This is a genomic window from Chryseobacterium subflavum (genome assembly GCF_055762745.1).
This window is the reverse complement of the sequence record NZ_JBVTMR010000005.1, coordinates 35,278-61,001: the sequence shown is the minus strand read 5'-3', so window position 1 is coordinate 61,001 and position 25,724 is coordinate 35,278. Positions and strand designations below refer to the sequence as shown.

Here is a 25,724-nt window from a genome sequence, read left to right as displayed (position 1 = left end):
CGATTTGGTAATGATTTTTTAACAATGCCTCTTTTTAGCCTTCAAATATCATTAAACACCTGAAACTTATATTTTTATTCTTATGAAAAAACTGGTACAATCTATGTGATAATAATTATAAATATTTATAATTATTTAGCAATATTAAGCAAATATATGAATAAAAATGTGATATTTCAATAGGTGGAGATTTGTTTTTTTAATATTACAAAAAGATAACATACAAATAGGGGTATATTTGGAAAAAATGAGCAGGCTGAATTGGTAGAAAATTCAGTTGATTTTGTATAAAGATGGTCACGTCCATATCATAAAATCCATACTCCAAATAATGCTAATTATCTGTTTCTTAAATTTTTATTCCGGTCATTAAACGGGTACAATCTGTGTCACTTCAATTGTAAAATGTTTACAATTATCCGGTAACGTCACGCAAATGTACAAATAAAAATTAAATATTTCAACGGGTAGGGATTTGTTTTTTGTATTACAAAAATATAATATTAAAAACGTCGTCTTTTTTACAAAACGAATAAGAATCAATTCGAGGAATTGCTTCAATAATTTGGTACCAAGCTGGTCAGTTTAAGTGCTGATAATTGAACAGGGTTGCAGCAACAATATGACAAGATTATTGATAATAGGGATGATCAGGGAAAATGGATTGAAGGTAAGTGTTTAAAATTTTAAGTAATTTATATGTGCAGCGTTGCTGTATTTAATAAATTAGCGGACTAACTATTTAAATTATTAGTGAAAAGTTTGTTATTATGAAAAATTATAAAATTAAGTTTAAAAGATTTAGAAAAAACTTAGAAAGAGGAAAGTTGTTTCATAAGAATAAGATTATTGGTCAAATTATGGTAATGACCTTCCTGTTGGTTTGTAGCTTTAGTTTTAGCCAGACCCATAATTCTGAATTTAATAGTTTGTATGCGCAAATACAGAAAAAAAACTTCTTTAGTGCACGTGAAATTTTTACAACAGCCAGGAAAAAATTGCCGGTAGAATACCAATACTTTACGGAAGCGATTCTTAACAATGCATTCAATAAGCCCCGGGAGTCTAACCTGAAGATTTTGAAACTGGAAGAGTTGAAAACAATAACGTTACCAGATTCACTACTGTTGAAAATATCTCATCTTAAAGAGGATAACAGTATGAAGCAATATGATTATGCGGGAGCAAAAACTGCGGTACAGAATACCCTGAAAAAATATGATCAGATATTGACAGAAGAAGAGAGGAGTGATCTGAAGAATAACCTGAAAATCTGGACGGCACTTGAAAAGGAGCCTCGTCAGAAAGTTACGATGAAAGGGAGTACAAACATGAAAATGGAAAAAGATGTGGCTAATTTAAAAAATCTCAAAGTGCAGATTGGTGACGATTTTATGAATTTTATTTTCGATACGGGAGCTAATATATCTACTATTTCAGAATCTGCGGCTAAGCGTTTGAAAATGAGGATTATTCCCGCAGGCATAGATGTGGATGCAATTACCGGTCTATCCGTAAAGGCTGACCTTGCGGTTTGTGAAAAGTTTAAGCTAGGGAATATCATCATAGAAAATGCTGTTTTTTTGGTGTTTGCAGATACTGCGCTTAGCTTTCCGCAAATTAAATACCAGATCAATGGCATTCTTGGATTTCCTGTTATTGAAGCACTTCGTGAAGTACAGCTGACACAGGATGACTATTTTATTGTACCGGAGGCTGAAACCAAAATAAGTAGTCCTTCCAATATGGCGATCGACGGTCTTTCACCTCTTATTTTTATAGATGGAAAACACTATAGTTTTGATACGGGAGCAGATCAGACGATGTTATATGCTCCCTTTTACCAGGAGAATAAAAAAGAAATCGATGAGCATTATAAAGTAAGTAAGATCGGCATGGGAGGAGCTGGTGGAAAAGCCGAATACGATGGATTTAAAATAAATCATACTTTCCATATCCTTGGAAAAGAAATCGAAGTAAGGGATATCCGTTTATTAAAAGATAAGATCAATAAAGAAACCGTGTATGGAAATATAGGGCAGGATGTTATCCGAAAATTTAATAAAATGACGATGAATTTCGATCAGATGTTCATTAAGTTTGATTAGTATAAATTAGAAAAAGATTTAAAATAATCCCTCCGGAAAACATCAGGAGGGATTATTTTTTTTGATCAATTATTTCGTAACATTTTGTTACAACGTATAACAAATAGCTAAAATCTAAAGATTTGAAAAAGACAGATTTAGAATTAGAGTTTGAGCTCAGGCTAAAAGAATATAAACTTTTAATCTATAAGGTTTGCAGGATGTATAGTAATGATCCAAATACTATTCAGGAGATGTATCAGGATATTATTATTCAGTTGTGGAAATCTTATCCGAAATTCAGAGGTGAGTCAAAATTCAGTACCTGGCTCTACAGGATTGCTATTAATACGGTTCTGATGAGTCTTTCCAAACCGAAACGTTCTATTCAGATCAGTGATATTGAACTGCAGTACGTTCAGGTTTCCTATGAAGAAGATACGGGATTGAAAGAAGAACAGCATCAACAGTTGTATGTAGCGATACAACAACTGAATGATGTGGAAAAGTCGGTTGTAATGTTGTACCTGGAAGATAAATCTTACGATGAAATGGAAGAGATTCTGGGGATCAGCAATGCAACGTTGAGAGTAAAGATGAACAGGATTAAAGACAAATTAAGAACCTTAACAAACAACAAATAAGATGGAATTAGATGTATTGAAAAACAACTGGAAAACAATTTCAGTAAATGTAGATCAGAACGAATTTGATATTATTTCTGCTACTAGAAGAGGGATAGCCTCTCCACTTGATGCCCTCAAAAAAAGAACAAAAAAGCAGCTGATGATTTTACCCGCTCTTTTCGTTTTTTTAATAATTGCAGGCATAAATGCAAATAAAACGGGAAACAGTTTTTTTATATGGGTGGCGGCCGCCATTCTGCCTGTAATGATCATTTATCATTTTTTCAATTTAAAACTGATCAATGGTTTGGAAACGTTTAATGGCCCGGTAAAGAAAGATATTGAAATAAAGATCAGGAAACTTATCAAAAGCAATGGCCGTTATCTTATAGCAACAAGGTTCCTTTTTTTATTGCTGATCATTTCTTCGGAAGTTTTACTCAGATATAATAGGGTGGATTGGATTCAGGGACTTGACCTGCTGGCTAAAATTGATTTTCCTCTCAGATTATGTATATATGCGGCGATATTCGGATTCCATTATCTGATCAGTGAATACACATTTAATAAATATTTTGGACAATACCTTAAAAAACTGAAGGATGTATTAGCTGAAATGCAATAAGGGTAGCCCCTCTGAAATACAGAGGGGCTATTGTTTTCTTTAAGAGTGAGACTGTCCAATAATTATTAGCTGTAGCTATTGTTGTACACAAGATTCACAAATAACGGCTGGTGTATATCAAAAATCTTAATAGTTATTGTCCAGAATTCTTTGAAGAACCAATTGGGCTTGGTTGGTTTTTTTGTTCTTAATCGCTTTAAATAATTGTTCATGCAAATGATGATTCATTGCAAAACGGCTGATTCCTTGCTTTTCTCTTGCAAGAAAAAAATTACGCATGATTAAGGTGAAACTGTAATATAAATCAGATAATACTGGGTTTGAGGAAGCCTTGGCAATCGCTGTATGAAAAGCAATATCTGTATCGGCACAAAGCTGAGCATCTTCAGCATGAATAGCCAGTCTGCGATTTTCTAAATATTGTTCGATCTCCTGAAGTTGTTCCTCCGTACGATTTTGTGCGGCCAATTTTACAATTTCCTTCTCCAGAAGTCTCCTTACTGCATTGACGTCATCAAAATCTGCACGTCTTAAGCGCTGCTCAATGCTGACCTCCTGGAAGCTATTATTAACAAAAGTCCCTGATCCCTGCTGTACTTTCAGAATCCCTGAAATGGCCATGGTTTTAATAGCTTCTCTGATCGTGGAACGACCTACGCCATATAACTTCATCAGTTCAGGCTCGGAAGGTATCTTTTCACCCGCTTTGTATTTCCCTTGAGAAATATCTTTCTTTATCAGACTAATTACCTTTTCGTAAAGTTTCATGATTCGCTAACTCCTTTACAGCAAACATACGACATTTCTGGTAAACATCATATAATTCCTTAGGATTCTGAGGTAGTTGGACTCGTTGAAAATATTATTTTACCATCAAACGCCTTTCAATACAGTTATATAAGTATAAAAATTAAACATATGATGTTTTTTAAAAACATATGATGTTTTGCTTTGAGATGTCATATTTAAATTTTACATTTGTTTTAATATTAATATAAAAAGATATGGCAACAACAAGACGTGGATTTCTTTCCGCAGTATCTTTATCAAGCTTTGGTTTGGTAACAGCACCAACAGGCCTAGATTTATTAATTCCAAAAAAGGCCGAAACTTCAGTAAAAAATGGGTCAAACGATCCCAAGGTAGAAGAATTGGAAGATTTTGTATACGACATTGAAAATGGAAGTAAGGGCTGGGTAGGTCCCGGTGGTACAGCCAAAGAAGCGACTGTAGAAGAATTTCCGGTATCGCAAAGTATTGCAGGAGTAATTATGCGGTTAAACCCGGGCAGCTTCCGTGAATTACACTGGCATTCAATCGCAGCAGAATGGGCTTATGTGTTAGAAGGAAGTGTACGTACAACTGTTGTTGCTCCGGATGGAACTACGGCAACAGATGATTTCGAGAAAGGTGATATCTGGTATTTCCCGAAGGGCCACGGACATTGCCTGCAGTGTATTGGTGATCAATCATGCCTGTTTTTATTAGTCTTTGACAATGGTCACTTTTCTGAATTTGGAACTTTCAGTTCCACAGACTGGATCAACCATCTCTCTCCTGAGATACTGGCACGCAATTCCGGATTACCGGCAAATGCATTTGCATCCTCTCCTCATAAAGAGCTTTATATTGGTACGGGGAAAATAGCCACAGCCAAAAAACCACAAAACATAGATCCCAATATACCTCCAAGTTATGCGGCCCATAAATTTCGCATGGAGACCGATGGTGTTTATGAAAAATATCCTGGTGGTTCTACTATAAAAGTATCTGCTCAGGAATTTCCTATTCAAAAGACTTTAACTGCTTTACGGATGGATATCGAACCAGGAGCAATCCGTGAACTGCACTGGCATCCTAATGCCGACGAGTGGCAATACGTTATGAGCGGACAGGGAAATCTGAGTATTTTTGGTTCACATGGACGGGTAAAAACAATGCCTTATAAAAAAGGTATGGTTTCTTTTATCAAGCAAGGTTTCGGTCACTATATAGAAAACACCGGCACTGAAACCCTTAAATTGATTATTGTTTTCAACTCTGACGAATATCAGGATATATCCTTGAATGACTGGCTGGCCTCTAATCCAGCGCAACTTGTTGAAGATCATTTTGGAATTACCCCAGCCCAGACGGCTAAAATAGCAAATCACAAAAAAGGAATTTTTTAGTTTTGGAAAATATGGAAAAATAAGGCTTCTGAAGTATAATCTCAGAAGCCTTATTACTAAGAGGCTGTTTGGGGTTCATTCAGATTGAAATAATTTTGATGATCCTAAAAGAACAAAATATAAATCAGGAGTATCAAAAATAAAGTCGTTGAGACTCAGTTCTTACCGACTGCATTCCTTTATTTTATCTGAGATTCTGCCAGGTTGAAGTTGTTTTACTCAAAAAATTAATTATATTTTTGATAATAATTAATTCTTAGGCATGCCGAATTGTGCCATATAACCCTCGATATTATGATGAAAAAATATATTACTTATCTGTTATTTTTTGGATTTCCTTTATTTGGATGCCAAAGCAAAGTGGCTGAAAATTCTACGTATCAACAAAACTGGATGCAGCTTGAACAGCAGAATAAAGCAATTGCTTTCGATGCTGATGTAAAGTTATCCGATGCTGAAATTGCTTTGGATCAAAAGTTATTTCAGATAAGAAAAGATTTCCTGGCCGGAGCGGAAAAGCAAAAAATATCTTTGTATAATAGCTCATTTAATGAATTAAAACCTCTGATTGAAAGCAGTAGATTATTTGAGATCTTTCAATCAATGCCTAAAGGAGGATTACTGCATACACATAGTGGCGGGATCACGGATGCTAAATGGGTAATTACTGCAGCAAGAAAATATAAAGAATGCTATATCTATGATCAGGCGGATACCAAAGACTTTATTTTCGGGCAGCTGGCATTTTTTCAAGATGGGAAAGTCCCAAAAGGATTTGTCAGCCTTGATCAAAAATTGAGTTCCGAACCCGGCTTTGAAAAACAGTTGACAGAACTTCTTCTGCTGAAGCGGGAATCACTCTGTACGTACTCGGATTACTGGATTGAATTTGAAAAACGCTTTACAAGGATAAGCCTCCTGTTGCCTTATCGTCCTTTTTTCAAAGAGTATTATAAAAAAGGATTTGAAGATTTAGCGGCAAATAAAGTACAGCATGTAGAGATAAGATATGTTTTTGATGAATTGTACGATTTTCAGCATGGAAAATACCCTCTGAAAACTTCAGTCACAGATTTGCAGGAAGTAGTGAAAGAGATACAGAAAAAGTACCCGGAATTCAGTCTGAAATTAATTTACTCAAGTTTTAAATTTTTAGATCCACAGGCTATAGGAAAACAACTTGAAACAGCTTTTGAACTTAAAAAAGAATTTCCGGATGTTATTTCAGGTTTTGACCTTGTGGCCGATGAGGCTGCCGGGAATAGTATTTACTCTTTTCGGGAAGATTGGGCGAAGCTGAATGAACTCAGTAAAAAGTATGGCGTAAAGATGCCTCTTTTCCTTCATGCAGGGGAAAGCGTTTCTGTCTTTAATAAAAATATGATCGATATTGCATCACTGGACAACCCAAGAATCGGACATGGTTTGAATCTGATCTATTTTCCCAAAACTATGGAACTGATCAAAAAACAAAATAAGCTTGTTGAGGTTAGCCCGATCAGTAACCAGGTTTTAGGATATGTGAGTGATCTGAGAAATCATCCTGCAAGAGTTTTGTTAAGTAACGGAATACAGTGTTCCATTAACAGTGATGATCCTAGTGTTTACGGATACGAAGGTCTTGGATATGATTTCTGGGTCGCGTATGTGTATTGGGAACTTGATGTAAAAGCCCTGAAGAAGCTTGTTTTTAATTCAATTAATTATTCGTCTCTGAATGAGAGTGAAAAGAAACAGTCATTGACGTATCTGAATAAGCAATGGGATGACTTTGTTAAGGAGATGAATGGCAGGCTTAAGTAATCAGATATACTATAAATATAAGAAAAGCATCATTAAAATAATGATGCTTTTTATGTGAGTGGATCACAATATTTCATTACTAGTCCGGATCCGGATAGAGTGGTGGACAGCTGTTAAGGCGGTCACATTTCATATCAAGCGTCTCGCATTGTCTTGGTGTACACATCGGATAAGATAGATCCGGATCATTTCCTCCTGTAATTTTTTTCAGTTCTCTTTTGGTGAGCTTTTGGGGTAAGTTTTTTAAGTTTTTCATAAATTGGTATTTAGTTTTTATTTTTTTATAAAAAATACATATCCAATATACATAAATAAACTTTATTAAAATATGATGTGAGGAGCGAATGAGGATTCCGTAAATTCCTTTTCAAAGTATTTAATAATGGATACAGCAATATTAATATTCACTTTTATTATGTATGATCCGATGATTCTTATGTAGTTCTCACTTTACTAGTCTTCTTTTTCCATTCCTCATATTTTTCCTTCATGCAGTTTCCGCAAGGCCTATAGTTATATGTAAGCGCTTCTTCTTCGTTTTTAAAGAAAACACGGTTTTCGGTCTTCATTCTTTTACCTGAAGAACACGAAAGTAAACCATAAATCTTTGCTTTTTTATAACCACCAAGTGTTATAACGCCATTACGGATCAGAGAGCTGAGCGCTTTTTTTCTTTCCTCGGAAGTCTGGCCGAGATCGGTATGCTTTATCATCTTATTGCTTGATATTGGTTTCCAGATTTATTTTTATCTCAAAAAGTCTTTTAAACCGTTTTGATGGAGGTAAGACTTAACTCAATCCATCATGGAAAATAATACCCAGGCTGTGCCTGTGTCCACTGTGAACAGGACTTACACCATGTTTCATATGAACCCGGTAATACCCTTTAGAGCCTTTCACCGGACGGAAATTGGTGGTGAGTATCAGCATATCGCCCCGGTTGGGTTTTAATACATTAGCTTTGGATTGCGCACGGGGAATCTGCTCTGTTATAACAAATTCTCCACCTGTATAATCCTCCTCTGTCTGATCCAGCATAAAAACGATCTGCATCGGAAAATAAATTTCACCATACAGATCCTGATGCAAGGTGTTAAATCCACCTTCACTATATTTTAATATTAATACTGTTGGCTTTTCCTGGTTATGTTCCATACAGAGTTTTTTCATCTCCTTATGCGTGGAAGGGAATGTTTTTTCAATAGCAAGTTCCTGCATCCACTGATTGGCCACCGGTGCTATTTCAGCATATACCTGTTCCCGTATTGTGGTAATGAGTTCAGGTAAAGGATATTGGAAATATTTATACTCTCCCCGGCCAAAACGATATCGTTCCATATTGATGGTTTTGCGGTACGTGTTGTCTGCATTGTATAAAGTAATTAAATTGTCACATTCCATTTTTGTTAATACATCCCGGACAATCACAAAACCCTTATCGTGCAATTCCCTTTTTACTGAATGCCAATCCTTCGCAGCAAGCCTCTTTTCTATATCTTTCATATCATGATCTTTATGAAGTAAAGTTAGCTTTACATAGAAAAATAAGAAATCCGAAACTTGCCGTATTGTACTAAAATTGATGTGGATTTTCTTTAACGATGCTATTGTTGCAGCCATATGCATATCCGCATCTTACTATCGCAGTATATGGTCAGTATCTATTTTATTTAAATTTCAGACCTATCATGAGTATCATTGTGGTATCCATAGCGACTTGCTCGTGTCCACGTTTTACATGTTCAAAACCATATGCCTGATTGAGAAGAGCTGTACGTTTTATAGCAACATCCTTTTTACTATAAGGATGAGCTTTGTCCTCCTCATTGTTTTTCTTCTTGGCATGATTATACATTAGCCCTTCAGATAATATACGATCGCTTATCAGGAACGATCTATTACTCTGTAAGCGCATGTCGGTAAGCCTTTGTCCTGTGCTTGTGTCGACTGGTGACATAAAAGCAGGTTCCGATAGGGCACACCTCGCACAGGTATATTTAAGTAAAAGTTTCCCTTCAGACAAATAACCTTCAAAAGGTACTGACAGGTAAATATCAGCCGGCCGGCTGTACATTTGGTAAATGGCCGTCATAATAGCTGGTTCAGCACAGTTACTTGGCATCCAGTTTTCAAGCATAGTGATCCTGTTTTGTCTATTTTTATTGTCCCTATATTCGGGAGTTTGCAGGAAATATAAGCTGGATTGCATTGAAGGTGGTTTTATGCCAAGGCGTTGCATAATATCCACGTGCTTAAGTAACCTTTCGACTGTTTTTTCATAAGAATTACCGGCTGCATCTATGGGATCGGGGACTCCCATGCTGATATAACTATTTCTTTCAATCTGTACTTCTTCTAAATTAAATTTTTCACCATAAGGCCTGATACCAGAGGCTCCAAAGACGGGTCTGAAAGTTGCTCCACTACGATCTTTCATATGTCCCTCTTTAATGTACATAATACAAATACATCCTTTCCTGCTACCAGGTAATATGCCTGTTTCTCCTGTAAACAAATTATGCTTCATTAAAAGTTTGCGCGCATACTGATGCATGATCTCATGTCTGTTAATTTTGTTGAAACTGTTGAATGTGAGCCACCGGTTTTTTGGGAAAATTGCTGCCAGGCGTGAGTCACTAGGCAATAACATAACACCGGATTTTATAAGCGATATATAACGTTCATCAATTTTCAGAAACTGAGTAACTTCTTTGAACAGCTCTTTTTCTTCTTTTTTTATCCTGATAGCTGTTTCTTTTTTCTCATCTTCGAGGTCTTTTTTTGTTTTTTTTATCTTTTGATCATATGATCGCTCAGACTTTCTGATTATTTTCCTCTTGTATCCTTCATGGGTACGTTGCCTGAAATGTATTGGTCTGGAACGTTCATATTCCAGCTGGCGAATCTGATCTGAGTATCTTTTTTCAAGTTTAGCCAATTCAATCTTAGGCTTATCCTCCATATCTTTCAGGTGAGACATAATAGTCAGATAATTGATCTTATAATTGTACATTTTTTTCATTCTGCTTAACTCAGCTTCTAAGATTTTTTGCTCTTCCGTATCGGGTGCAGATGAGATGTAATTTTGCCTTATACGGTTTATGTAATACAAATCCTCTTTCAGGTAAAAGCTGACATCTTTTTTTACAACCTTTAAGTCATATTCATAGTCCTGTATTGATCCTTCTGAACCCCATTGAAATCTTTCATCGTTGTCAATATCCAGGCTTTGTAAAATAGTTCGTATCTGAGATAGTTCTTCCTTTTGCTTTACAAGTTTTTCTTTCATAGTATTATTTCTTAAGCGATATGTAATATTTCCATCTCTCCATTTTTGTGGTTTGATTTTCCATCTTATGGGACATTATGATTCTGGAATTCTATTGAACTGAATCCCGAAACATCTCCATAAACCAGGTTTGTATTGCTAATTTCCTATGAAAATTGAATTTGTGGGTCAGGGCATACCCCTATTTTTTGTAAATCAGGTGTTGGGTTGGGGTATTGTTTTCTTTTTTCTTAATGAATTGAGCATATAGGTTTTAGACTACCGAGGTATTGGTTTTACAATGTTTTACCATAAGAAAGATTTACCCCTTGAGAAACATAAAAAAGATAAAAAGTGATTGATGAATATGATTCAGGTCATAAAGTATCCGGTTTTACTTTTCTAAATTCGATGTGAAACAGAAATGATCTTCTCCGGTGTAAGGGATGATTTTTTTTATTTTACTGACCAAACCAATTTAATTATATTATGAAAAATTCAATTTTAACCCTTCTTGCAGTTTCCACGATGTTGGCCTGTAAGAAAAGCGAAACAACGACAGTTAATCAACCGATGGACAGTACAGCAGTGGCTCCCTCCGTTGATTCACCAGCCGTGACGGCCGATTCTACCACTGTAACAGGCACTACCAATACCAAAGTCTCTCTTTCGGATCAGGATAAGAAATTTGCCGATGGGGCAGCTCAGGGAGGTTTGATGGAGGTAATGATGGGGAAGCTTGCCGCGACGAATGCTTCCGACAAAAATGTAAAAAACCTGGGTGAAATGATGGTAAAAGATCACAGTAAAGCGAATGAAGAACTAAAAAGCTGGGCGTCAACAGTTGGTTATACTTTACCAACAAGTTTAGATGCTGAAAACAAAAGAAATACGATGAGCTGAAGTCTAAAAAAGGAGCAGAATTCGATCGTATGTATAGTGATCTTATGGTGAGTGACCACAAAGAAGATATTGCAGAGTTCAAAAAAGAAGCTGCTGATGGTCAGGAAGCTTCACTGAAGTCATTTGCAAGCAAAACCTTGCCAACCTTGGATCACCATTTAATGGAAGCACAAAAAACAAAATCCGGAATAAAGTAAAAATAAAGCCACAAATTGTAAGAAACGTAAATCTTAGAATGATGTGTGAACCGTTTTTTTCGATCCTGTGGCTTTATTTTATTAATCTTACGGATTAACAAATAATAAAAGATTCGAAAACTGCACGTTTTCGAATCTTTTTATTTGGAGATAGTTAAATACTATTTAAACACCCTGTTTTCATACAGAATATTGTCATCTTCATCAAAACTGATGATCAGTACCTTATATTGTTTTGCGGTGTCGTTATTGAAGAATTTAATTCTTGGAGGAACATAATCACTGTCATACAGATTAGGATTCCAGTAAAGCGTTTCCCGGGTGTCATTTTCAATTTTCTTTGCAGGATCATCCGTATCCAGTGTTTCAATAGGAAATTCTGATGGTTTGTCGTATCCCTTTATAACCGATAGGTTGTTCTTTTGAGGATCCTTCTCGTTACTTTTAGATTTCATATTGCCTCTCATTGTATAGATGAGTACTGCGTTACCGATTAGTCCGGAACCCTTAATAATTTTCACCATGGCAATATTGTTGACCGGAAGGCTGGTGATCATACTTGCATCGGTAGGGGTTTCATCCAGGTAAAGCTTGGCTTGCTGACCACGGATATAGGGTACATTGATCCCTGAGTTATTTCTCTGGAATGTTAAACCGGCAGCTCTTCCCTGCAGCCAGTCCAATATATTGGTTGATCCGGCGACATGTTGGTCCTCGTTAACGAAATCGAATATAGTGGAATTCACGGAACTGAACATTCCCGAGGATAGTTGTTTGTTTAATTCTTCTTTGGGATCCTTCTTTTTTCCTGTTAATTGTACTTCTTCAATTTGGACATCAATATGTTCCAGCTTTTTAATATTTTTCTGAGTGTTGATGGCTTTTGAAATGGCCGGAGGAAGTTTTTTATTCTCAGTGGCTGTTACCAATGTGTATTTCGTAGCCGGCAAGCTTCCTTTAAAGGGTGTTGGGGTAACCAAGGGTTCTACCGTCACGAATAAATGATCATTTTCTGATTCCTTACCCTTCTCAGAATTTGCAAATACGGAAACGTTCAGGGGTTCATCAAAACTAAGATTGTTCAAATAAATATATCCCATCTGATCGGTTCTGAACTGATTGATACTGGGTTCGTTTTCCCCTAATTTCAGAACTACGTTTACATTGGTATCTCTCATCAGGGCGTTGTCTTTAAGGGGTTTTATCCTGTAAGAAAGAAATTTCTGAGAATTGGCTTTAATGGCGGGAACCATTCCGCTAAGTACTGAATTCCAGTCAAACCTTTTCCAGTTTTCAGAAATAAGCAGGGCATCCAAAGCTTCGGTATTGGCATTTTTAGAGAAGTATTGGGCTGGACTGTCTATTTTTGAAGAAAGATCTCCTGTTAACCAAAGGCTGCTCAGGATATTCTCTTCTTCAGTTGTGTTACTTCCGTCATCCTCACTTACCAGAACCGTATAATTTTTAAAATAAGACTCCGGTGAAAGGTCGATACTGTTGAAGGATCTTGGTGTCTCTTTTAAATTCTGGCCAACAATTTCTGCTTTCTCAATCTTTAAATTATTCGGTTTGATAAAGCAAAGTCTTTTTGCGACCAGATTGTCCTGTTCATCAAAAATAGCCAGCTGTAAAACACCATTGGCTCCATTGCTGATTTTTGTAGGGATCGTGCTTGAGACTTCACTGGTTGATTGGGTAATATTTGCCTTGTAAGCTAAGTGATTATTAATGGTCCCTACAATTTTATAATTCTGAAGCTGTTGTTTTAAATTGACTCCTTTTAAACTGTATTTTATCCCTTCATTCGAGCTGGAAACTTCTACATGGAGACCACTGTCTGTAACTTCGGGTAAATTGATGGTTTGCTTTTTTCCTGTATTATCTTCAATGATGGCCTGGTATTTTTTTCCTGATGCCGGCGTTATTTTAAAAGAAGCTACATTTTTATCAAGCGAGGTGAAAGTGGTTATAGGAACATCTGGATTTTGTACGTCTATTATTTTTCCACTCCATTTTTCCGGAAGAGAAACATTGCCATAAAGTCTTACAGCAAATTTTGTAGGTGTACCATTAATGAAGTTTCCACCTTCAGAAAACGCTTTGGCGGACCAATCTGAATTTTTAGCAACTTCTAATGCTTTAGTTGAGGTAGGATTGTAAACCGGAAGGGTTTTAACAATTTGGAAATCATCGCTGAAATTCGTCATGTACGGAGTATAGGCCCTTACAAAATAAACCTGCTCCGGAAGGTCTGCTTTAAGCTTGAAATCTCCGCTGCCTTCGCCATTGGTAAGAAGTACTGTTTTCCAGTCTATTAATTTCTTATCGGAATCGTACAATTCCACAAACAGGGTGGTGGATAATGTCGAACGGTTGTAACCGTCAAATACAAAACCTTTAAACCAGATCTGGTCTCCCGCTGCATATTGAAGTTTATCGGTAAGGAGGTATACTTTTTCCTGTTCGTAATTATTTTCAAGATTAGTGATTGCTTTTTCCAGTTTGGTTTGTGATAATAAGGGTTGAACCGTTGAAATCAGCATTAAAAAGAAGATATTTTTCATAAAAATCTTAGTGCATTTGTCCAATGCTAAATTACTCAATTAAAGATTCCGAATTTGATATTTGTCTTTTAACTTAAAAAATTAATGAGATTTTAATTAATTATGAGATTTGTATATAAAATTTTGGTTATAAGCTTGTTTATAGTTTATTAATATACATTTTTTTTCTCTCTTTTTATTCTGTTTCTTGGTGTTTTAAAATTGTTTAATTAATTGTTTATCAGAATGTTATTGGATTTTATGATCACATGATATTCTTTAATTTAAATGCTCTTACCGATTGACTTATACGACTTTGAACAAAAATAAAATACAATAAAAGTATATTTATATTCTTTTATAAGTATATTTGTGTACTAATTTATTCGATATGAATTATGATCTTATCAAAACAGTGGTAGAGCTTATTCAGCAATTTATGGAGCAAAATGAAGACAAAGCTCTATACAGTAACGACATCCAGGGTTTTGCGGAATGGTTAATTATTTCGCATCCTGAGGATTCTGAATCAGAACCTGGATGGCTGGGGATGGAATCAGGAAGGAGCACCGACAGTATTATCAATACTTTATTGACAAGGATGGGGAGATATGCAAAATCTTACTCGCGATCAGCAACCTACCACTCCGTTTTTTCAAGCCAGGATGATTTCATTTACCTTATAAGCCTGAAGTCTGTAGGACCTATGACCAAAATGGAATTGATAAGACGTAATGTGCATGAAAAATCTTCGGGCATTCTTATTATTAATCGTTTGATCAGAAATGGCTGGGTAAAACAGGAGATTTCTCAAAAAGATAAAAGAACAAAACATGTTCAGCTAACACAGGAAGGCCTTACTGTATTAAATGAGCATATGGATGAAATCCGTAAAGCCTCAAGGGCTGTAGTAGGAAACCTTACCCATTCTGAACAAATGCTGTTCATTGCCATACTCTCTAAATTGGATGAATTTCATCATTCCCTTTACCGTATGAATCTGGAAGCCCAGGAATTACTGGACGCTGTCTATAAAAAGCTGAACTGATGAAGTTTAAAAGTCTGTGTTAAAATGATTAAATAAATGATAACGAATACCAATAGCTTAAGAAAAAGAATTGCCGTGATAGGCTCGGGATTTTCCGGACTTTCTGCTGCTGCGTATGCTGCAAAATCAGGACATGAAGTACATGTATTTGAAAAGCATCACCAGCCTGGCGGACGGGCAAGACAATTTAAAACGGAAAACGGGTATGTTTTTGATATGGGACCAAGCTGGTATTGGATGCCTGATATCATTGAAGACTTTTTCAGCGATTTTGATTATAAAGCATCCGATTTTTTTCAATTGGTATCGTTAGATCCTCAGTTTGAAATGGTTTTTTCAAAAGAGAAAGTCTCAGTTCCCGAGAAAAACAGTGAAATCCGGGATTTATTTGAAAAAATAGAACCCGGAGCTGGCCGGCGTTATGATCAGTTTATGCAGTCTGCTCAATTCAAATATGAAACGGGGATGAAAGACTTTGTGACAAAACCATGTTACAGCTGGCTTGAATTCGCTTCTTTAAAAATAGCGGGTAGTGCTCTGAAACTTGATCTTGTAAGTAATTTCAGAAAATATGTTTCGGGCTACTTTTCGGATCCGAAGCTCAGATCACTGATGGAATTTCCGGTTATATTCCTCGGTGCTTCACCGCAACATATTCCCGCATTGTACAGCCTGATGAATTACGGAGGATATGTCCTGGGAACAAAATATCCTATGGGAGGATTTTATCAGCTTGTTCTTGCCATGAAGAAAGTGGCAGAAAAACAAGGCGCAACTTTCCATTTTAACCATAACGTACAGCAGTTCAATACGGAAAAAGGCAAAGTTACTTCTATCAGGATCAATGGGGAAGACCATGAATTTGATGCCGTCATTGCCTCATCAGACTATCATCATACCGAAACATTAATTCCTGAATCCCTCAGAAACTATACCGATGCCTATTGGAAAACCAGAACCTTTGCTCCTTCATGTCTCATCTACTATCTCGGTGTTAAAGGGAAAATTCCTCATTTAAAGCATCACACCCTGTTTTTTGAAAATGAGCTTGATGATCATATAGATTGTATTTATAAAGATAAGAAGTGGCCGTCAAAACCCTTGTTTTATGTATGCTGTCCTTCAAAGACAGATCCGGATGTAGCACCTCAGGATGGCGAAAATCTTTTCTTGCTGTTGCCTCTTGCTCCGGGAATACATGACGAAGAGTCTCTAAGAGAGCAATATCTGATGAAAATGCTTGCAAGAATTGAAAAACATACGGGAGAAAGCGGTCTCCTATCCAGAATTGAATACAAAAGAAGTTATTGTGTCAGCGATTTTATTTCAGATTATAATGCTTATGAAGGTAACGCGTACGGATTATCCAATACATTATCCCAGACGGCTGTTTTAAAACCTAAAATAAGAAACAAAAAGATTAAGAATCTTTTTTATACAGGACAATTAACTGTTCCGGGACCGGGTGTTCCTCCGTCAGTAATTTCGGGAAAAATTGTAGCGGCTGAAGTTAGTAAACTAAAAATAAATTAATATGAAAAAATTGTTTGATGAATTGTCTTACGAAGTCAGTAAGAGCACCACACAAAAATACAGTTCCAGTTTCTCACTAGGAATATTGGCATTGAAGCCATCCATCAGACCTGCTATTTATGCTATTTATGGTTATGTACGCCTGGCAGATGAAATTGTTGATAGTTTTCATTGCTATGATAAAGAGAGACTTTTGAAAAGATTAAGAGCTGAAACCTACCGGGCACTGGAAGAGGGTATATCGCTGAATCCCATTTTGCATTCCTTTCAGGAAACAGTTCGCAGGTATGATATCGATACAAGGCTGATCAGGCAGTTTTTACACAGCATGGAAATGGATCTTCATAAAATTGATTATAACTCGGAACTCTATGATGAATATATCTATGGCTCTGCTGAGGTGGTGGGTTTGATGTGTCTGCAGATTTTTACTGAAGGTGATAAACAGCAATTTGAAAAACTGAAACCGTTTGCCATGAAATTGGGATCTGCTTTTCAGAAAGTTAATTTTTTAAGGGATTTGAAAGATGACTATCAGGTCCTTGGACGAACCTATTTCCCGTCTGTAAATATGTCTGTCTTTGATAACACCGTGAAAGGGCAGATCGAAAAAGAAATTGAAGGAGAATTTAAAGAAGCATTACAGGGAATTAAAAAATTACCAGGTTCCTCTATGTTCGGAGTATATCTCGCATACAGATACTATCTGTCATTGTTTGAAAAAATAAAGAAGACAAGCTCTCATCGTATTTTACAGCAAAGAGTCAGGATCGCTAATTCACAGAAACTTTTTGTTGCGTTCAAAAGCTATATAAGATACAAAGCTGCTTATTTCTAATTAATAAAAAGAATGTTACACAGATTATACAGGGAGCAACAGTTAAATTGTACTATCGAATCGATCTGGAATTTCTTCTCATCGCATGATCATTTTTCTGAAGCAACTCCTGAAGTAATGAATTTTCTGGTTGTTTCGGGTATTCTGGACCGGCCGGTTTTTAAAGGAATGGAAATAGAGTATAGGGCCTTTTCTTTTTTAGGAAGCCCGATCAAATGGGAAATGATGATCAGCCAGGTAGAAGATTATAAAAGCTTTACCGGCTTCCAGAAAAAAGGTCCGTATAAGTATTGGAATCATTTTCATGAATTCATTCCAAATGATAAAGGAGTATTGATGAAAGATACTGTAGATTATGAACTTCCCCTGGGGATCATAGGAAGAATAGCCCATCGGTTATTTATAAAGAAAAAGCTCGAAAGTATATTCGATTTAAGGTCCGGCGTTTTAAATGCTCTTTTTAACAATAATGATTATTAACATGAATTTTCTGATCGTTTTAGGTGTTTTTATTTCAATGGAAGGCGCAACATGGCTCATCCACAGATATATTATGCACGGTTTTCTCTGGAGCCTGCATCGCGATCATCATGACCATAGTCATGATGGAAAACTGGAAAGAAATGACCTCTTCTTTTTCATTTTCGCAAGCCCGGCCATTGCTCTATTATACCTTGGAGTAAAACAGGAATTCAGTTATCTTTTTTTTGTAGGCCTTGGAATAAGCCTTTATGGAATGGCCTATTTCTTTGTGCATGATATTTTTATTCATCAAAGGGCAAAGGTCTTTACTAAGACAAAGAATCCGTATTTCCTTGCCATCAGGCGTGCCCATAAACAGCATCATAAACATCTGGGAAAGGAAAGCGGGGAGTGCTTTGGTTTTTTGTGGGTTCCTGTAAAATATTTTAAAATGTATTTCAATAAAAAATGATGCCTTATACTTACATACTAATCAATTTTTTCACTGTTATCATTTGCTTTTTGGCTTCTTTTGATAAGAGAATACAGTTTCATAAGCTTTTCGGAAAGTTTTTGATTTCCTCTGCTATTGTAGCCATTCCTTTTATTGGCTGGGATATATGGTTCACTGCAAAAGGGGTGTGGTGGTTTGATCTCAGGTACACTATGGGATTTAAGATGGCCGGACTTCCTATTGAAGAGTGGCTGTTTTTTTTCTGCATTCCCTTTGCGTGTGTTTTTACCTACTACTGTCTGGACAAATTTTTTAATCTGGACTGGGCTAATGCTTTCAATAACCTGATCGTATTTGCTGCCGTTATTATCCTCAGTGTTACAGGACTTCTTTTTTATGACAGAATATATACCCTGGTAACAATCATTGTTACGATTTTCACCCTTTGTTATCTCCATTTTATAGGTAAAAAAGAATGGATAGGGAAAGCAAGCTTTGTGTATCTGGTCTTAATGCCGGGATTCTTTGCTGTAAATGGAATACTTACTGGTTCTTTGATTCAATCTCCGGTGGTGAATTATAACCCTGATGAGTTTATGGGAATCAGAATGGGGACCATTCCTGTCGAAGATGCTGTGTATGGTTACAGTCAGTTTTTGCTTATTATTTATTTCTTTAAAAAACTGACTGAAAGTAAAGAACAGAAAATTCCCAGCTATTAAACAAATACTATACTTTAATTGTAAAAGATACCTCATGGAGAAAGTAAACATTTTTTGGTTCAGAAGAGACCTTAGGCTGGAAGATAATGTTGGGCTTCATCATGCCCTTACCTCAGGGTTAAAGGTTGTTCCTGTTTTTATCTTTGATACTGAGATCCTGGACCGTCTTCCGGATAAAAATGATAAACGAGTAGATTATATTCATCAGGCTTTGCAACGGATGCATCAGACTTTGCAAAAATACAACAGCGGACTTACGGTTTATTATGGTAGTCCCGTCGATGCCTTTAAAAAACTAACGGAGGATTTTACTATTGATACGGTTTTTTGCAACAGGGATTATGAACCTTCAGCCATACAAAGGGACCAACGGGTAGCTGATCTGCTGCTGAAAAGTCATATTGATTTTAAAGATTTTAAAGATCAGGTACTGTTTGAGGGTAATGATATTGTGAAGGATGACCTTTCTCCTTATACCGTTTTTACTCCGTATTCTAAGAAATGGAAGGCAAATTTGAAAAACGTAGAAACTTTTACCATACAATTTGATCAGTTTGCAGATTATAACGGGCCTTCGGAGATCATTTCACTGAAAAAAATCGGATTTAAGAAAACAGACCTTGAATTTAAAGAACCTGAGCTGAAAAAGAATATAATAGATTCTTACGGAAAATACAGGGATTTTCCAGCTATGGATCATACCACACACCTTGGGATCGCGCTGCGTTTCGGTACCATTTCGGTAAGGAAATGTATACGGTACGCTGTTAAGCATAATGAAGTCTGGCTTAATGAGCTTATCTGGAGGGAATTTTTCATGCAAATTCTGTATCATTTTCCAGATGTTGTTCATCATTGTTTTAAAAAGAAATATGAAGATATTAAGTGGAGGAATGATGAAAAAGAGTTTAAGGCTTGGTGTGAAGGTAAAACAGGATATCCTATTGTGGATGCCGGAATGAGAGAGCTCAATCAAACCGGATTTATGCATAACAGGGTAAGAATGATCACTGCAAGTGTTCTTACCAAACATCTGCTCATTGATTGGCGATGGGGAGAAGCCTATTTTGCTGAAAAATTATTAGACTATGATCTCGCAGCCAATAACGGGAACTGGCAATGGGCTGCAGGTTGCGGTTGTGATGCCGCACCTTACTTCAGGATATTTAATCCATATGAGCAGACTAAAAAATTTGATAAAGACACTAAATATATCACAAAATGGCTTCCCGAAGATTACAAGGAAGAACCGATTGTAGAACATGCAAAAGCCAGAGAAAGAGCATTAAAAACTTATAAGGAAGCATTAGCAGAATAAAGAAAAAGACATGGCAAAAAAAGGAATTTTATTAATCAATCTTGGTTCACCAAGATCAACGGCGGTAGAGGATGTAAAAGAATATCTGGATGAATTCCTGATGGATGAAAAAGTGATTGATTACCGGTGGATTTTCCGGGCACTTCTGGTTCGTGGAATTATTTTAAATACCCGCCCGGCGAAATCAGCAGAAGCTTATAAAACCGTCTGGACAGATGAAGGCTCTCCACTTATTGTTATAACAAAAAAGATACGGCAAAAGCTGCAAAAGCTCGTGGATGTTCCCGTTGAAATAGGAATGCGGTATGCTGAACCCAGCATTGAAACAGGCATCAGGAACCTGGCTGAAAAGGGAGTTACAGAAATTGTTTTACTTCCGCTTTATCCCCAATATGCGATGAGTACCACCGAAACTGTGATTGAAAAAGCTGAAGAAATAAGAAAGAAAAAATTTCCCCATATAAAGATCAATTACATTCAGCCTTTTTATCATCGGGACCTGTATATCAATTGTCTGGCAGAAAGTATCCGGGAGAAACTTCCTGAAAATTTTGATGCCTTGTTGTTCTCTTACCATGGGGTTCCGGAAAGACATATTTACAAAACGGATCCAACGAAAACCTGCAATATGAATGATTGCTGTTATAAAGATACCCTTCCCAGCCATTCGTTTTGTTACCGCCATCAGTGTTTTAATACCACCGAGCAGGTGATCAAAAAACTGGGATTACCTAAAGATAAAGTGATTGTCTCTTTTCAGTCCCGATTGGGAAAAGACAAATGGATTGAACCTTACACAGATTATACATTAAAAACGATTCCCGGAAAAGGAATTAAAAATCTTGCTATTGTTTGTCCTGCATTTGTTTCAGATTGCCTTGAAACTCTGGAAGAAATTTCAGTTGAGGGAAAAGAACTCTTTCTGGAAGCAGGTGGTGAAAACTTCAATTATATACCTTGCCTGAATGATGAAGACCGGTGGATCGAAGTCATCCGGACACTTTGCGAAGAACAGCTGAATCAATTTTATTTGGTCTAGCTCATAATGGTAAGCTATAGACTTGTATGAAGAATTTGGTATATTTGTAAACTATTTAATTAAAATGAATTACACGCTTATTAAAGATTGTATAGATCTGTTACAGGAGTTTGAAACGGAAGTCCGTTCCAATCCTGATTTATATCCGGGCAATATCCAGGGCTTTAAAACATGGATTTCTGCTCAGGGAAATATGGGGTCAAATTCTTTAGAGGAGCCTTATTGGGATGGTAAAGAGAACGGAAGGACGCCGGAAAGTGCTATCAGTACACTGCTCGTTCATCTGAATCGGTATGCAAAAACCTATTCAAAATCTGCTATTCTGGATTCTGAATTTTCCACCCAGGAAGATTTTATTTATTTAATTAATTTAAAGGCGTTCGGAGAAATGACGAAGATGGCTCTTATCAAGAAAAATATTCATGATAAACCGGTAGGTATGCTTATTATTGCAAGATTACTGCGTCAGGGACTTATAGAGCAGACGGAATCCGAGGTCGATAAACGCAGTAAATTGATCCGTATCACGGAAAGAGGATTATCGGTTTTAGAAAAACAAATGGAAAAGATCCGCCAGGCCACGAATATTGTGGCAGGAAACCTTAATTACAATGAAAAGATGGAACTTATACGTATTCTCAATAAGCTGGATCGCTTTCATTATCCCATTTTTTCACGGAACATCCATTCCGATCAGCTGATCAATACCGTATATGAAGAGTATATATTGAAAGATTAATAATAAACACTTCTACTTCAGCACATTATTTACGGGAATCAAAAAATCAGAGATGTTTTTTGTTTGAATTGATACACAGATAATATAACCAATATGCTGAAAAGATAGTTTGTAAAAAACAATCAACAAGATATACCCATTTAATAACTTTTTGGATGTAATAATATAGGTCGATAATTAGTAAACTGAGGCAACAAATTAATATTGATAAAGCAATTATCTTATTTTTTCTAACACTTATCGTAAGGTACGCAAGAAGTAATGAATAAGGTAAAAGAAGTAAGCCTACGGTTTTAACAAGCCAAATATCTGTTTTTGGACCTGAAACAAATAAGAAACTTTCCAGATGGATCAAGGGCCATATTCCGGTTAGAAAATAATATACGGTCTGGAAAAATGGAATTGTGCGGAAATTTTGCATATAAATACTGTTATCACTTACATTCGATGATAAAATAAGGGAGGTCTCAAAACCATATAATCTTGCTTTTGTCTTTCTTAAGTATGAAAACCATATTGACTGGTTGTCATATTGGATTTTTCACTGCATTATATTGTCCATTTTTGAAACCTCCCTTCTTTTCACATTAATCTTCCTGTTCAGCGTCAAGATTGATATATGTCTCAGCAATCTCTGTCAGGTTATAGTCGGTATCTTCTTCCTCTTCAAGCGTTTTTTCCAGTAATTCTGCTGCTTTGTTATGTCCCATAGTGAGAGCTAACTGAACAAGCCCCCCATAAGTGGCTATTTCATAATGTTCTACTTTTTGGGCAGCAATGATGAGTGCTGCGTCGCGGGTCATACTCCCTTCTTTTGTAGATTTTATAACTTCTTCGCCTTCTTTGATGATTCCTTCTATAGCTTCACATTTTTTCTTCTGTGGCTTTTCTCCAATAAGGTTGAAAACTTTTTCAAGACGGCTTACGTGCTTTTTAGTTTGCAACTGATGATCCTCGAATGCATCTTCGAGTTCTTCTGTAGTAGCAGCTTCCTGCATTTTTGTCAAAGCTTCTATAATGGCTTCTTCTGCATAATAAATATCCTTTAATGCATCGACGAAAAATTTTTTCAGAGAAGATCCTTTTTCATCAGAAGAGGCAGGTGATAATATTTTTTCTACAATATTACTGTCTGTAGTTGTTGTATCTGTTTTTGCCATGATTTAATTTATTAGAATAATTAAAAGGATTACCTCTTTCTCCACAAAAGAGGTAATCTTAAAATATAGGATGAATTATGAATTACGTCCACTTCTGGATCCTGATCTTCCTGAACCTGAAGATCTGCCGCCTCCATGGGAAGCCTCACCTCCCATTCTTGCAATCCTTGTCCGTTCAGCTTTACTCATAGATGCAAATCCTCTTCTTGATGTTCCGTTTCCTGAACCAGAGTTTCTGCTATTTCCTCCTGAATTTGAGCCTCTTCCTCTTCCTGAACTGCTGCTATTTCCGGATCTTGAACCGGAACCGCTACTATTGGATCCTGACCTTCCTGAACCTGAAGATCTGCCGCCTCCGTGAGAAGCTTCACCTCCCATTCTTGCAATCCTTGTCCGTTCAGCTTTACTCATAGATGCAAAACCTCTTCTTGATGTTCCACTTCCTGATGAGGATCTGCCTCTTCCGGAACCTGACCTAGAGCTTGATCCAGAACCTGAACCACCACGGGAATTTCCCCCTGAATTTCCTCTTCCTCCGCGGCTGCCTGAAGTAAATCTTCCCTGGCTGTCTCTTTGCTGGTTATTGGAATTCCTTCCCCGGTTACCACCTCTGGAGCCTCCACGATCCCTGTCGTCATCTTCATCGTCCTCATCATAATCATCCTCACTATCTTCATCGTCTTCATAATCATCGTCTTCATAATCATCATCGTCGTCGTCTTCATAATCATCATAATAATCTTCATAGTCCGAAAAGTCATCATCATAATCTTCGTCGTCGGACGCATCATTATAACCATGGTCATAACCTAATTGGTAAACTTCTTCCAAAGTAGATCTGTCTTCATTGGATGAGCTGCTCCTTGAGCTACGGTTGTTTGAATTTCTAGTGTTCATAACTGAATTTTTTAAATTAATATTTGGTGATGGTTTTACAGATCCGTGACTAGTATTGGATCTGCAAAAAGTTTAAATTAAATCTTTAAGGAAATAGAATAAAAATGTTATTAAAGATGATATTCTAATAACTATTAAAAAAGAATAACAAAGCGAATGTATAAACTTAAATTCACGGGTATTATGACCTGAGTCACTTTAAAAGAAAATTTTTCTATTTTTAATTTTAACAATTTTATTTTTTTCCATATTTTTTATAGTTCTTATAGCAGTTTCAACACAAACACCTGTAAGGTTTGCCAATTGCTGTCTTGTAAGAGGAACTTTAAATGAAAAAGGATCTTTGTATTCCGAGCCGCTCTTTAAATAATCCATCAGATCTATTATCCTCTGTGCCGGACTTTGTGCTGAATTTGCCTGTAGCATAATATGTTGATAATATAGGCGGTCAGCCAGTGCCTTGCATAAAGTATCGTATAGCTGTGGATATGTATTAAGCATACTGAAAAAATTGTTTTTACACAGTCTAAAAATGGTGCAAGGTTCCAGTGCTACTGCTTCCATAGGATACACCTTGTCCATAAAAAGCATGGAATCTCCAAAACTTTGTCCTTCATAAACTATATTTTGGATAAATTCTTTACCATCCTTTGTGTAATTATTGAGCTTCAATCTCCCTTTTATTACCTGAAAGTAATACATAGGAATTGCTCCTTCCTGGAAAATTATTTCACCTGAATTATAGTGTTTTATTTCAGCACCTGCTGAGTATAAAAGCTTTTCATTGATAACCATAACGTCTGTTTTAATTGTTTTTTATACTTTTCATAATAAAATTGACTCCTGCGCCATCAATAAATAAATACCTGTAAGCTACTATTACTGGATGTTGTAGCTTGTTATTTCATAATAAATAGCCCATCCAATAAACAAAATGACTATGATCCAAATCCAGAAAGGAATGGTTTGGGGCGTTTCACTTCCATTGATGATGAAACTTTTCTGATTCCCTTTGTCATAGGCATTAATCATTAGTGATAAAGTACCATCTACTACGTCTTTATTTTTTAAGCCTTCAATTTTTATTGTAGGCCCGTTGGAAACCATAAAATTTATTTTTCTGATTCCCTCTTTTCCGGATGGGGATCGGCTTACAATTTTCAATGTGTGTTCACCATCCGGCAGTTTCTTCGTATCCAGATCAAAAACGATCGGGGTTTCCAACTCTGCAATTGGGTTGAGATCGTCATCTATGAAAAGGAAAACTTTACTTTTATCTTTTGTCATAACA

24 protein-coding genes and 1 pseudogene are annotated in these 25,724 nt (G+C 36.4%); 15 read left to right on the top strand and 10 right to left on the bottom strand.

The annotated features are described in order from the left end of the window. The first annotated feature begins 770 nt into the window (after window positions 1-770). The 3 genes from AC0INN_RS19485 to AC0INN_RS19475 all read left to right on the top strand — a co-directional run bounded on the left by AC0INN_RS19485 (window position 771) and on the right by AC0INN_RS19475 (window position 3,338). Entirely contained in the window at window positions 771-2,108 is a 1,338-nt protein-coding gene (locus AC0INN_RS19485; protein ID WP_172279195.1) for a retropepsin-like aspartic protease, read from the top strand. A 122-nt stretch (window positions 2,109-2,230) separates the two neighbouring features. Continuing rightward, window positions 2,231-2,731 carry an RNA polymerase sigma factor gene (locus AC0INN_RS19480; RefSeq protein ID WP_228456965.1) on the top strand — a complete coding sequence of 167 codons (501 nt, stop codon included), beginning with the start codon at window positions 2,231-2,233 and terminating at the stop codon, window positions 2,729-2,731. 1 nt (window position 2,732) lies between these two features. Then, window positions 2,733-3,338, top strand: coding sequence for a hypothetical protein (locus tag AC0INN_RS19475; RefSeq protein WP_306614674.1), 606 nt, complete (start codon window positions 2,733-2,735; stop codon window positions 3,336-3,338). A gap of 126 nt (window positions 3,339-3,464) precedes the next feature. Here AC0INN_RS19475 and AC0INN_RS19470 read toward each other — a convergent pair whose 3' ends face one another. Continuing rightward, entirely contained in the window at window positions 3,465-4,106 is a 642-nt protein-coding gene (locus tag AC0INN_RS19470; protein WP_172279191.1) for a FadR/GntR family transcriptional regulator, read from the bottom strand. Window positions 4,107-4,342: 236 nt separating this feature from the next. On the opposite strand from AC0INN_RS19470, the gene AC0INN_RS19465 reads away from it, so the two are divergent. Continuing rightward, entirely contained in the window at window positions 4,343-5,509 is a 1,167-nt protein-coding gene (locus AC0INN_RS19465) for a cupin domain-containing protein (RefSeq protein WP_306614671.1), read from the top strand. 294 nt (window positions 5,510-5,803) lie between these two features. Beyond that, window positions 5,804-7,312, top strand: a complete 1,509-nt coding sequence (locus tag AC0INN_RS19460; RefSeq protein WP_306614669.1) for an amidohydrolase family protein — start codon at window positions 5,804-5,806, stop codon at window positions 7,310-7,312. A 79-nt stretch (window positions 7,313-7,391) separates the two neighbouring features. Here AC0INN_RS19460 and AC0INN_RS19455 read toward each other — a convergent pair whose 3' ends face one another. The 4 genes from AC0INN_RS19455 to AC0INN_RS19440 all read right to left on the bottom strand — a co-directional run bounded on the left by AC0INN_RS19455 (window position 7,392) and on the right by AC0INN_RS19440 (window position 10,601). After that, window positions 7,392-7,568 (bottom strand): hypothetical protein, encoded by a 177-nt coding sequence (locus tag AC0INN_RS19455; RefSeq protein ID WP_273648494.1) that lies wholly within the window; start codon window positions 7,566-7,568, stop codon window positions 7,392-7,394. A gap of 178 nt (window positions 7,569-7,746) precedes the next feature. After that, on the bottom strand, window positions 7,747-8,025 hold the full coding sequence (locus AC0INN_RS19450) for an Ada metal-binding domain-containing protein (protein WP_306614667.1): 279 nt from the start codon (window positions 8,023-8,025) through the stop codon (window positions 7,747-7,749). Window positions 8,026-8,101: 76 nt separating this feature from the next. Further along, window positions 8,102-8,815, bottom strand: a complete 714-nt coding sequence (locus AC0INN_RS19445) for a 2OG-Fe(II) oxygenase (RefSeq protein ID WP_306614666.1) — start codon at window positions 8,813-8,815, stop codon at window positions 8,102-8,104. 163 nt (window positions 8,816-8,978) lie between these two features. Next, a complete protein-coding gene (locus AC0INN_RS19440) occupies window positions 8,979-10,601 on the bottom strand; it encodes a hypothetical protein (protein WP_306614664.1) in 1,623 nt (540 codons plus the stop codon). Between the two features lie 468 nt (window positions 10,602-11,069). On the opposite strand from AC0INN_RS19440, the pseudogene AC0INN_RS19435 reads away from it, so the two are divergent. Further along, window positions 11,070-11,680 (top strand): annotated as a pseudogene (locus AC0INN_RS19435) (DUF4142 domain-containing protein). A 161-nt stretch (window positions 11,681-11,841) separates the two neighbouring features. Here the strand turns inward: AC0INN_RS19435 and AC0INN_RS19430 are convergent. Further along, complete coding sequence (locus tag AC0INN_RS19430) at window positions 11,842-14,244, bottom strand: hypothetical protein (protein ID WP_306614658.1); 2,403 nt, start codon at window positions 14,242-14,244, stop codon at window positions 11,842-11,844. A 370-nt stretch (window positions 14,245-14,614) separates the two neighbouring features. On the opposite strand from AC0INN_RS19430, the gene AC0INN_RS19425 reads away from it, so the two are divergent. The 9 genes from AC0INN_RS19425 (at window position 14,615) to AC0INN_RS19385 (ending at window position 22,376) form a co-directional block, all read left to right on the top strand. Next, complete coding sequence (locus AC0INN_RS19425) at window positions 14,615-15,271, top strand: MarR family winged helix-turn-helix transcriptional regulator (RefSeq protein ID WP_172279173.1); 657 nt, start codon at window positions 14,615-14,617, stop codon at window positions 15,269-15,271. A 36-nt stretch (window positions 15,272-15,307) separates the two neighbouring features. Next, window positions 15,308-16,804 (top strand): phytoene desaturase family protein, encoded by a 1,497-nt coding sequence (locus AC0INN_RS19420; protein WP_306614656.1) that lies wholly within the window; start codon window positions 15,308-15,310, stop codon window positions 16,802-16,804. A 1-nt stretch (window position 16,805) separates the two neighbouring features. Next, entirely contained in the window at window positions 16,806-17,642 is an 837-nt protein-coding gene (locus AC0INN_RS19415; RefSeq protein WP_273648485.1) for a phytoene/squalene synthase family protein, read from the top strand. 12 nt (window positions 17,643-17,654) lie between these two features. Further along, on the top strand, window positions 17,655-18,122 hold the full coding sequence (locus AC0INN_RS19410; protein ID WP_306614654.1) for an SRPBCC family protein: 468 nt from the start codon (window positions 17,655-17,657) through the stop codon (window positions 18,120-18,122). A 1-nt stretch (window position 18,123) separates the two neighbouring features. Beyond that, the gene (locus AC0INN_RS19405) at window positions 18,124-18,576 is read left to right on the top strand and encodes a sterol desaturase family protein (RefSeq protein WP_172279165.1); all 453 of its coding nucleotides are present in this window, start codon (window positions 18,124-18,126) and stop codon (window positions 18,574-18,576) included. Continuing rightward, window positions 18,573-19,280 carry a lycopene cyclase domain-containing protein gene (locus AC0INN_RS19400; RefSeq protein WP_306614652.1) on the top strand — a complete coding sequence of 236 codons (708 nt, stop codon included), beginning with the start codon at window positions 18,573-18,575 and terminating at the stop codon, window positions 19,278-19,280. Before AC0INN_RS19405 ends, AC0INN_RS19400 begins: the two co-directional genes overlap by 4 nt. A 34-nt stretch (window positions 19,281-19,314) precedes the next feature. After that, window positions 19,315-20,598, top strand: coding sequence for a cryptochrome/photolyase family protein (locus tag AC0INN_RS19395; RefSeq protein WP_306614650.1), 1,284 nt, complete (start codon window positions 19,315-19,317; stop codon window positions 20,596-20,598). Window positions 20,599-20,608: 10 nt separating this feature from the next. Next, window positions 20,609-21,637: a ferrochelatase gene (gene hemH, locus AC0INN_RS19390; RefSeq protein ID WP_306614648.1), complete on the top strand. Its 1,029-nt coding sequence runs from the start codon at window positions 20,609-20,611 to the stop codon at window positions 21,635-21,637. A 64-nt stretch (window positions 21,638-21,701) separates the two neighbouring features. Beyond that, window positions 21,702-22,376, top strand: a complete 675-nt coding sequence (locus AC0INN_RS19385) for a MarR family winged helix-turn-helix transcriptional regulator (RefSeq protein ID WP_306614646.1) — start codon at window positions 21,702-21,704, stop codon at window positions 22,374-22,376. 587 nt (window positions 22,377-22,963) lie between these two features. On the opposite strand, the gene AC0INN_RS19380 is transcribed toward AC0INN_RS19385, so the two are convergent. The 4 genes from AC0INN_RS19380 to AC0INN_RS19365 form a co-directional block, all read right to left on the bottom strand. After that, window positions 22,964-23,536, bottom strand: coding sequence for a YciE/YciF ferroxidase family protein (locus tag AC0INN_RS19380; RefSeq protein ID WP_306614644.1), 573 nt, complete (start codon window positions 23,534-23,536; stop codon window positions 22,964-22,966). Window positions 23,537-23,611: 75 nt separating this feature from the next. Beyond that, window positions 23,612-24,433, bottom strand: coding sequence for a KGG domain-containing protein (locus tag AC0INN_RS19375; protein ID WP_306614642.1), 822 nt, complete (start codon window positions 24,431-24,433; stop codon window positions 23,612-23,614). A 198-nt stretch (window positions 24,434-24,631) separates the two neighbouring features. Then, window positions 24,632-25,228 (bottom strand): Crp/Fnr family transcriptional regulator, encoded by a 597-nt coding sequence (locus AC0INN_RS19370; protein ID WP_306614640.1) that lies wholly within the window; start codon window positions 25,226-25,228, stop codon window positions 24,632-24,634. Between the two features lie 84 nt (window positions 25,229-25,312). Then, the gene (locus AC0INN_RS19365) at window positions 25,313-25,720 is read right to left on the bottom strand and encodes a cytochrome C (RefSeq protein ID WP_306614638.1); all 408 of its coding nucleotides are present in this window, start codon (window positions 25,718-25,720) and stop codon (window positions 25,313-25,315) included. Window positions 25,721-25,724: the final 4 nt, after the last annotated feature.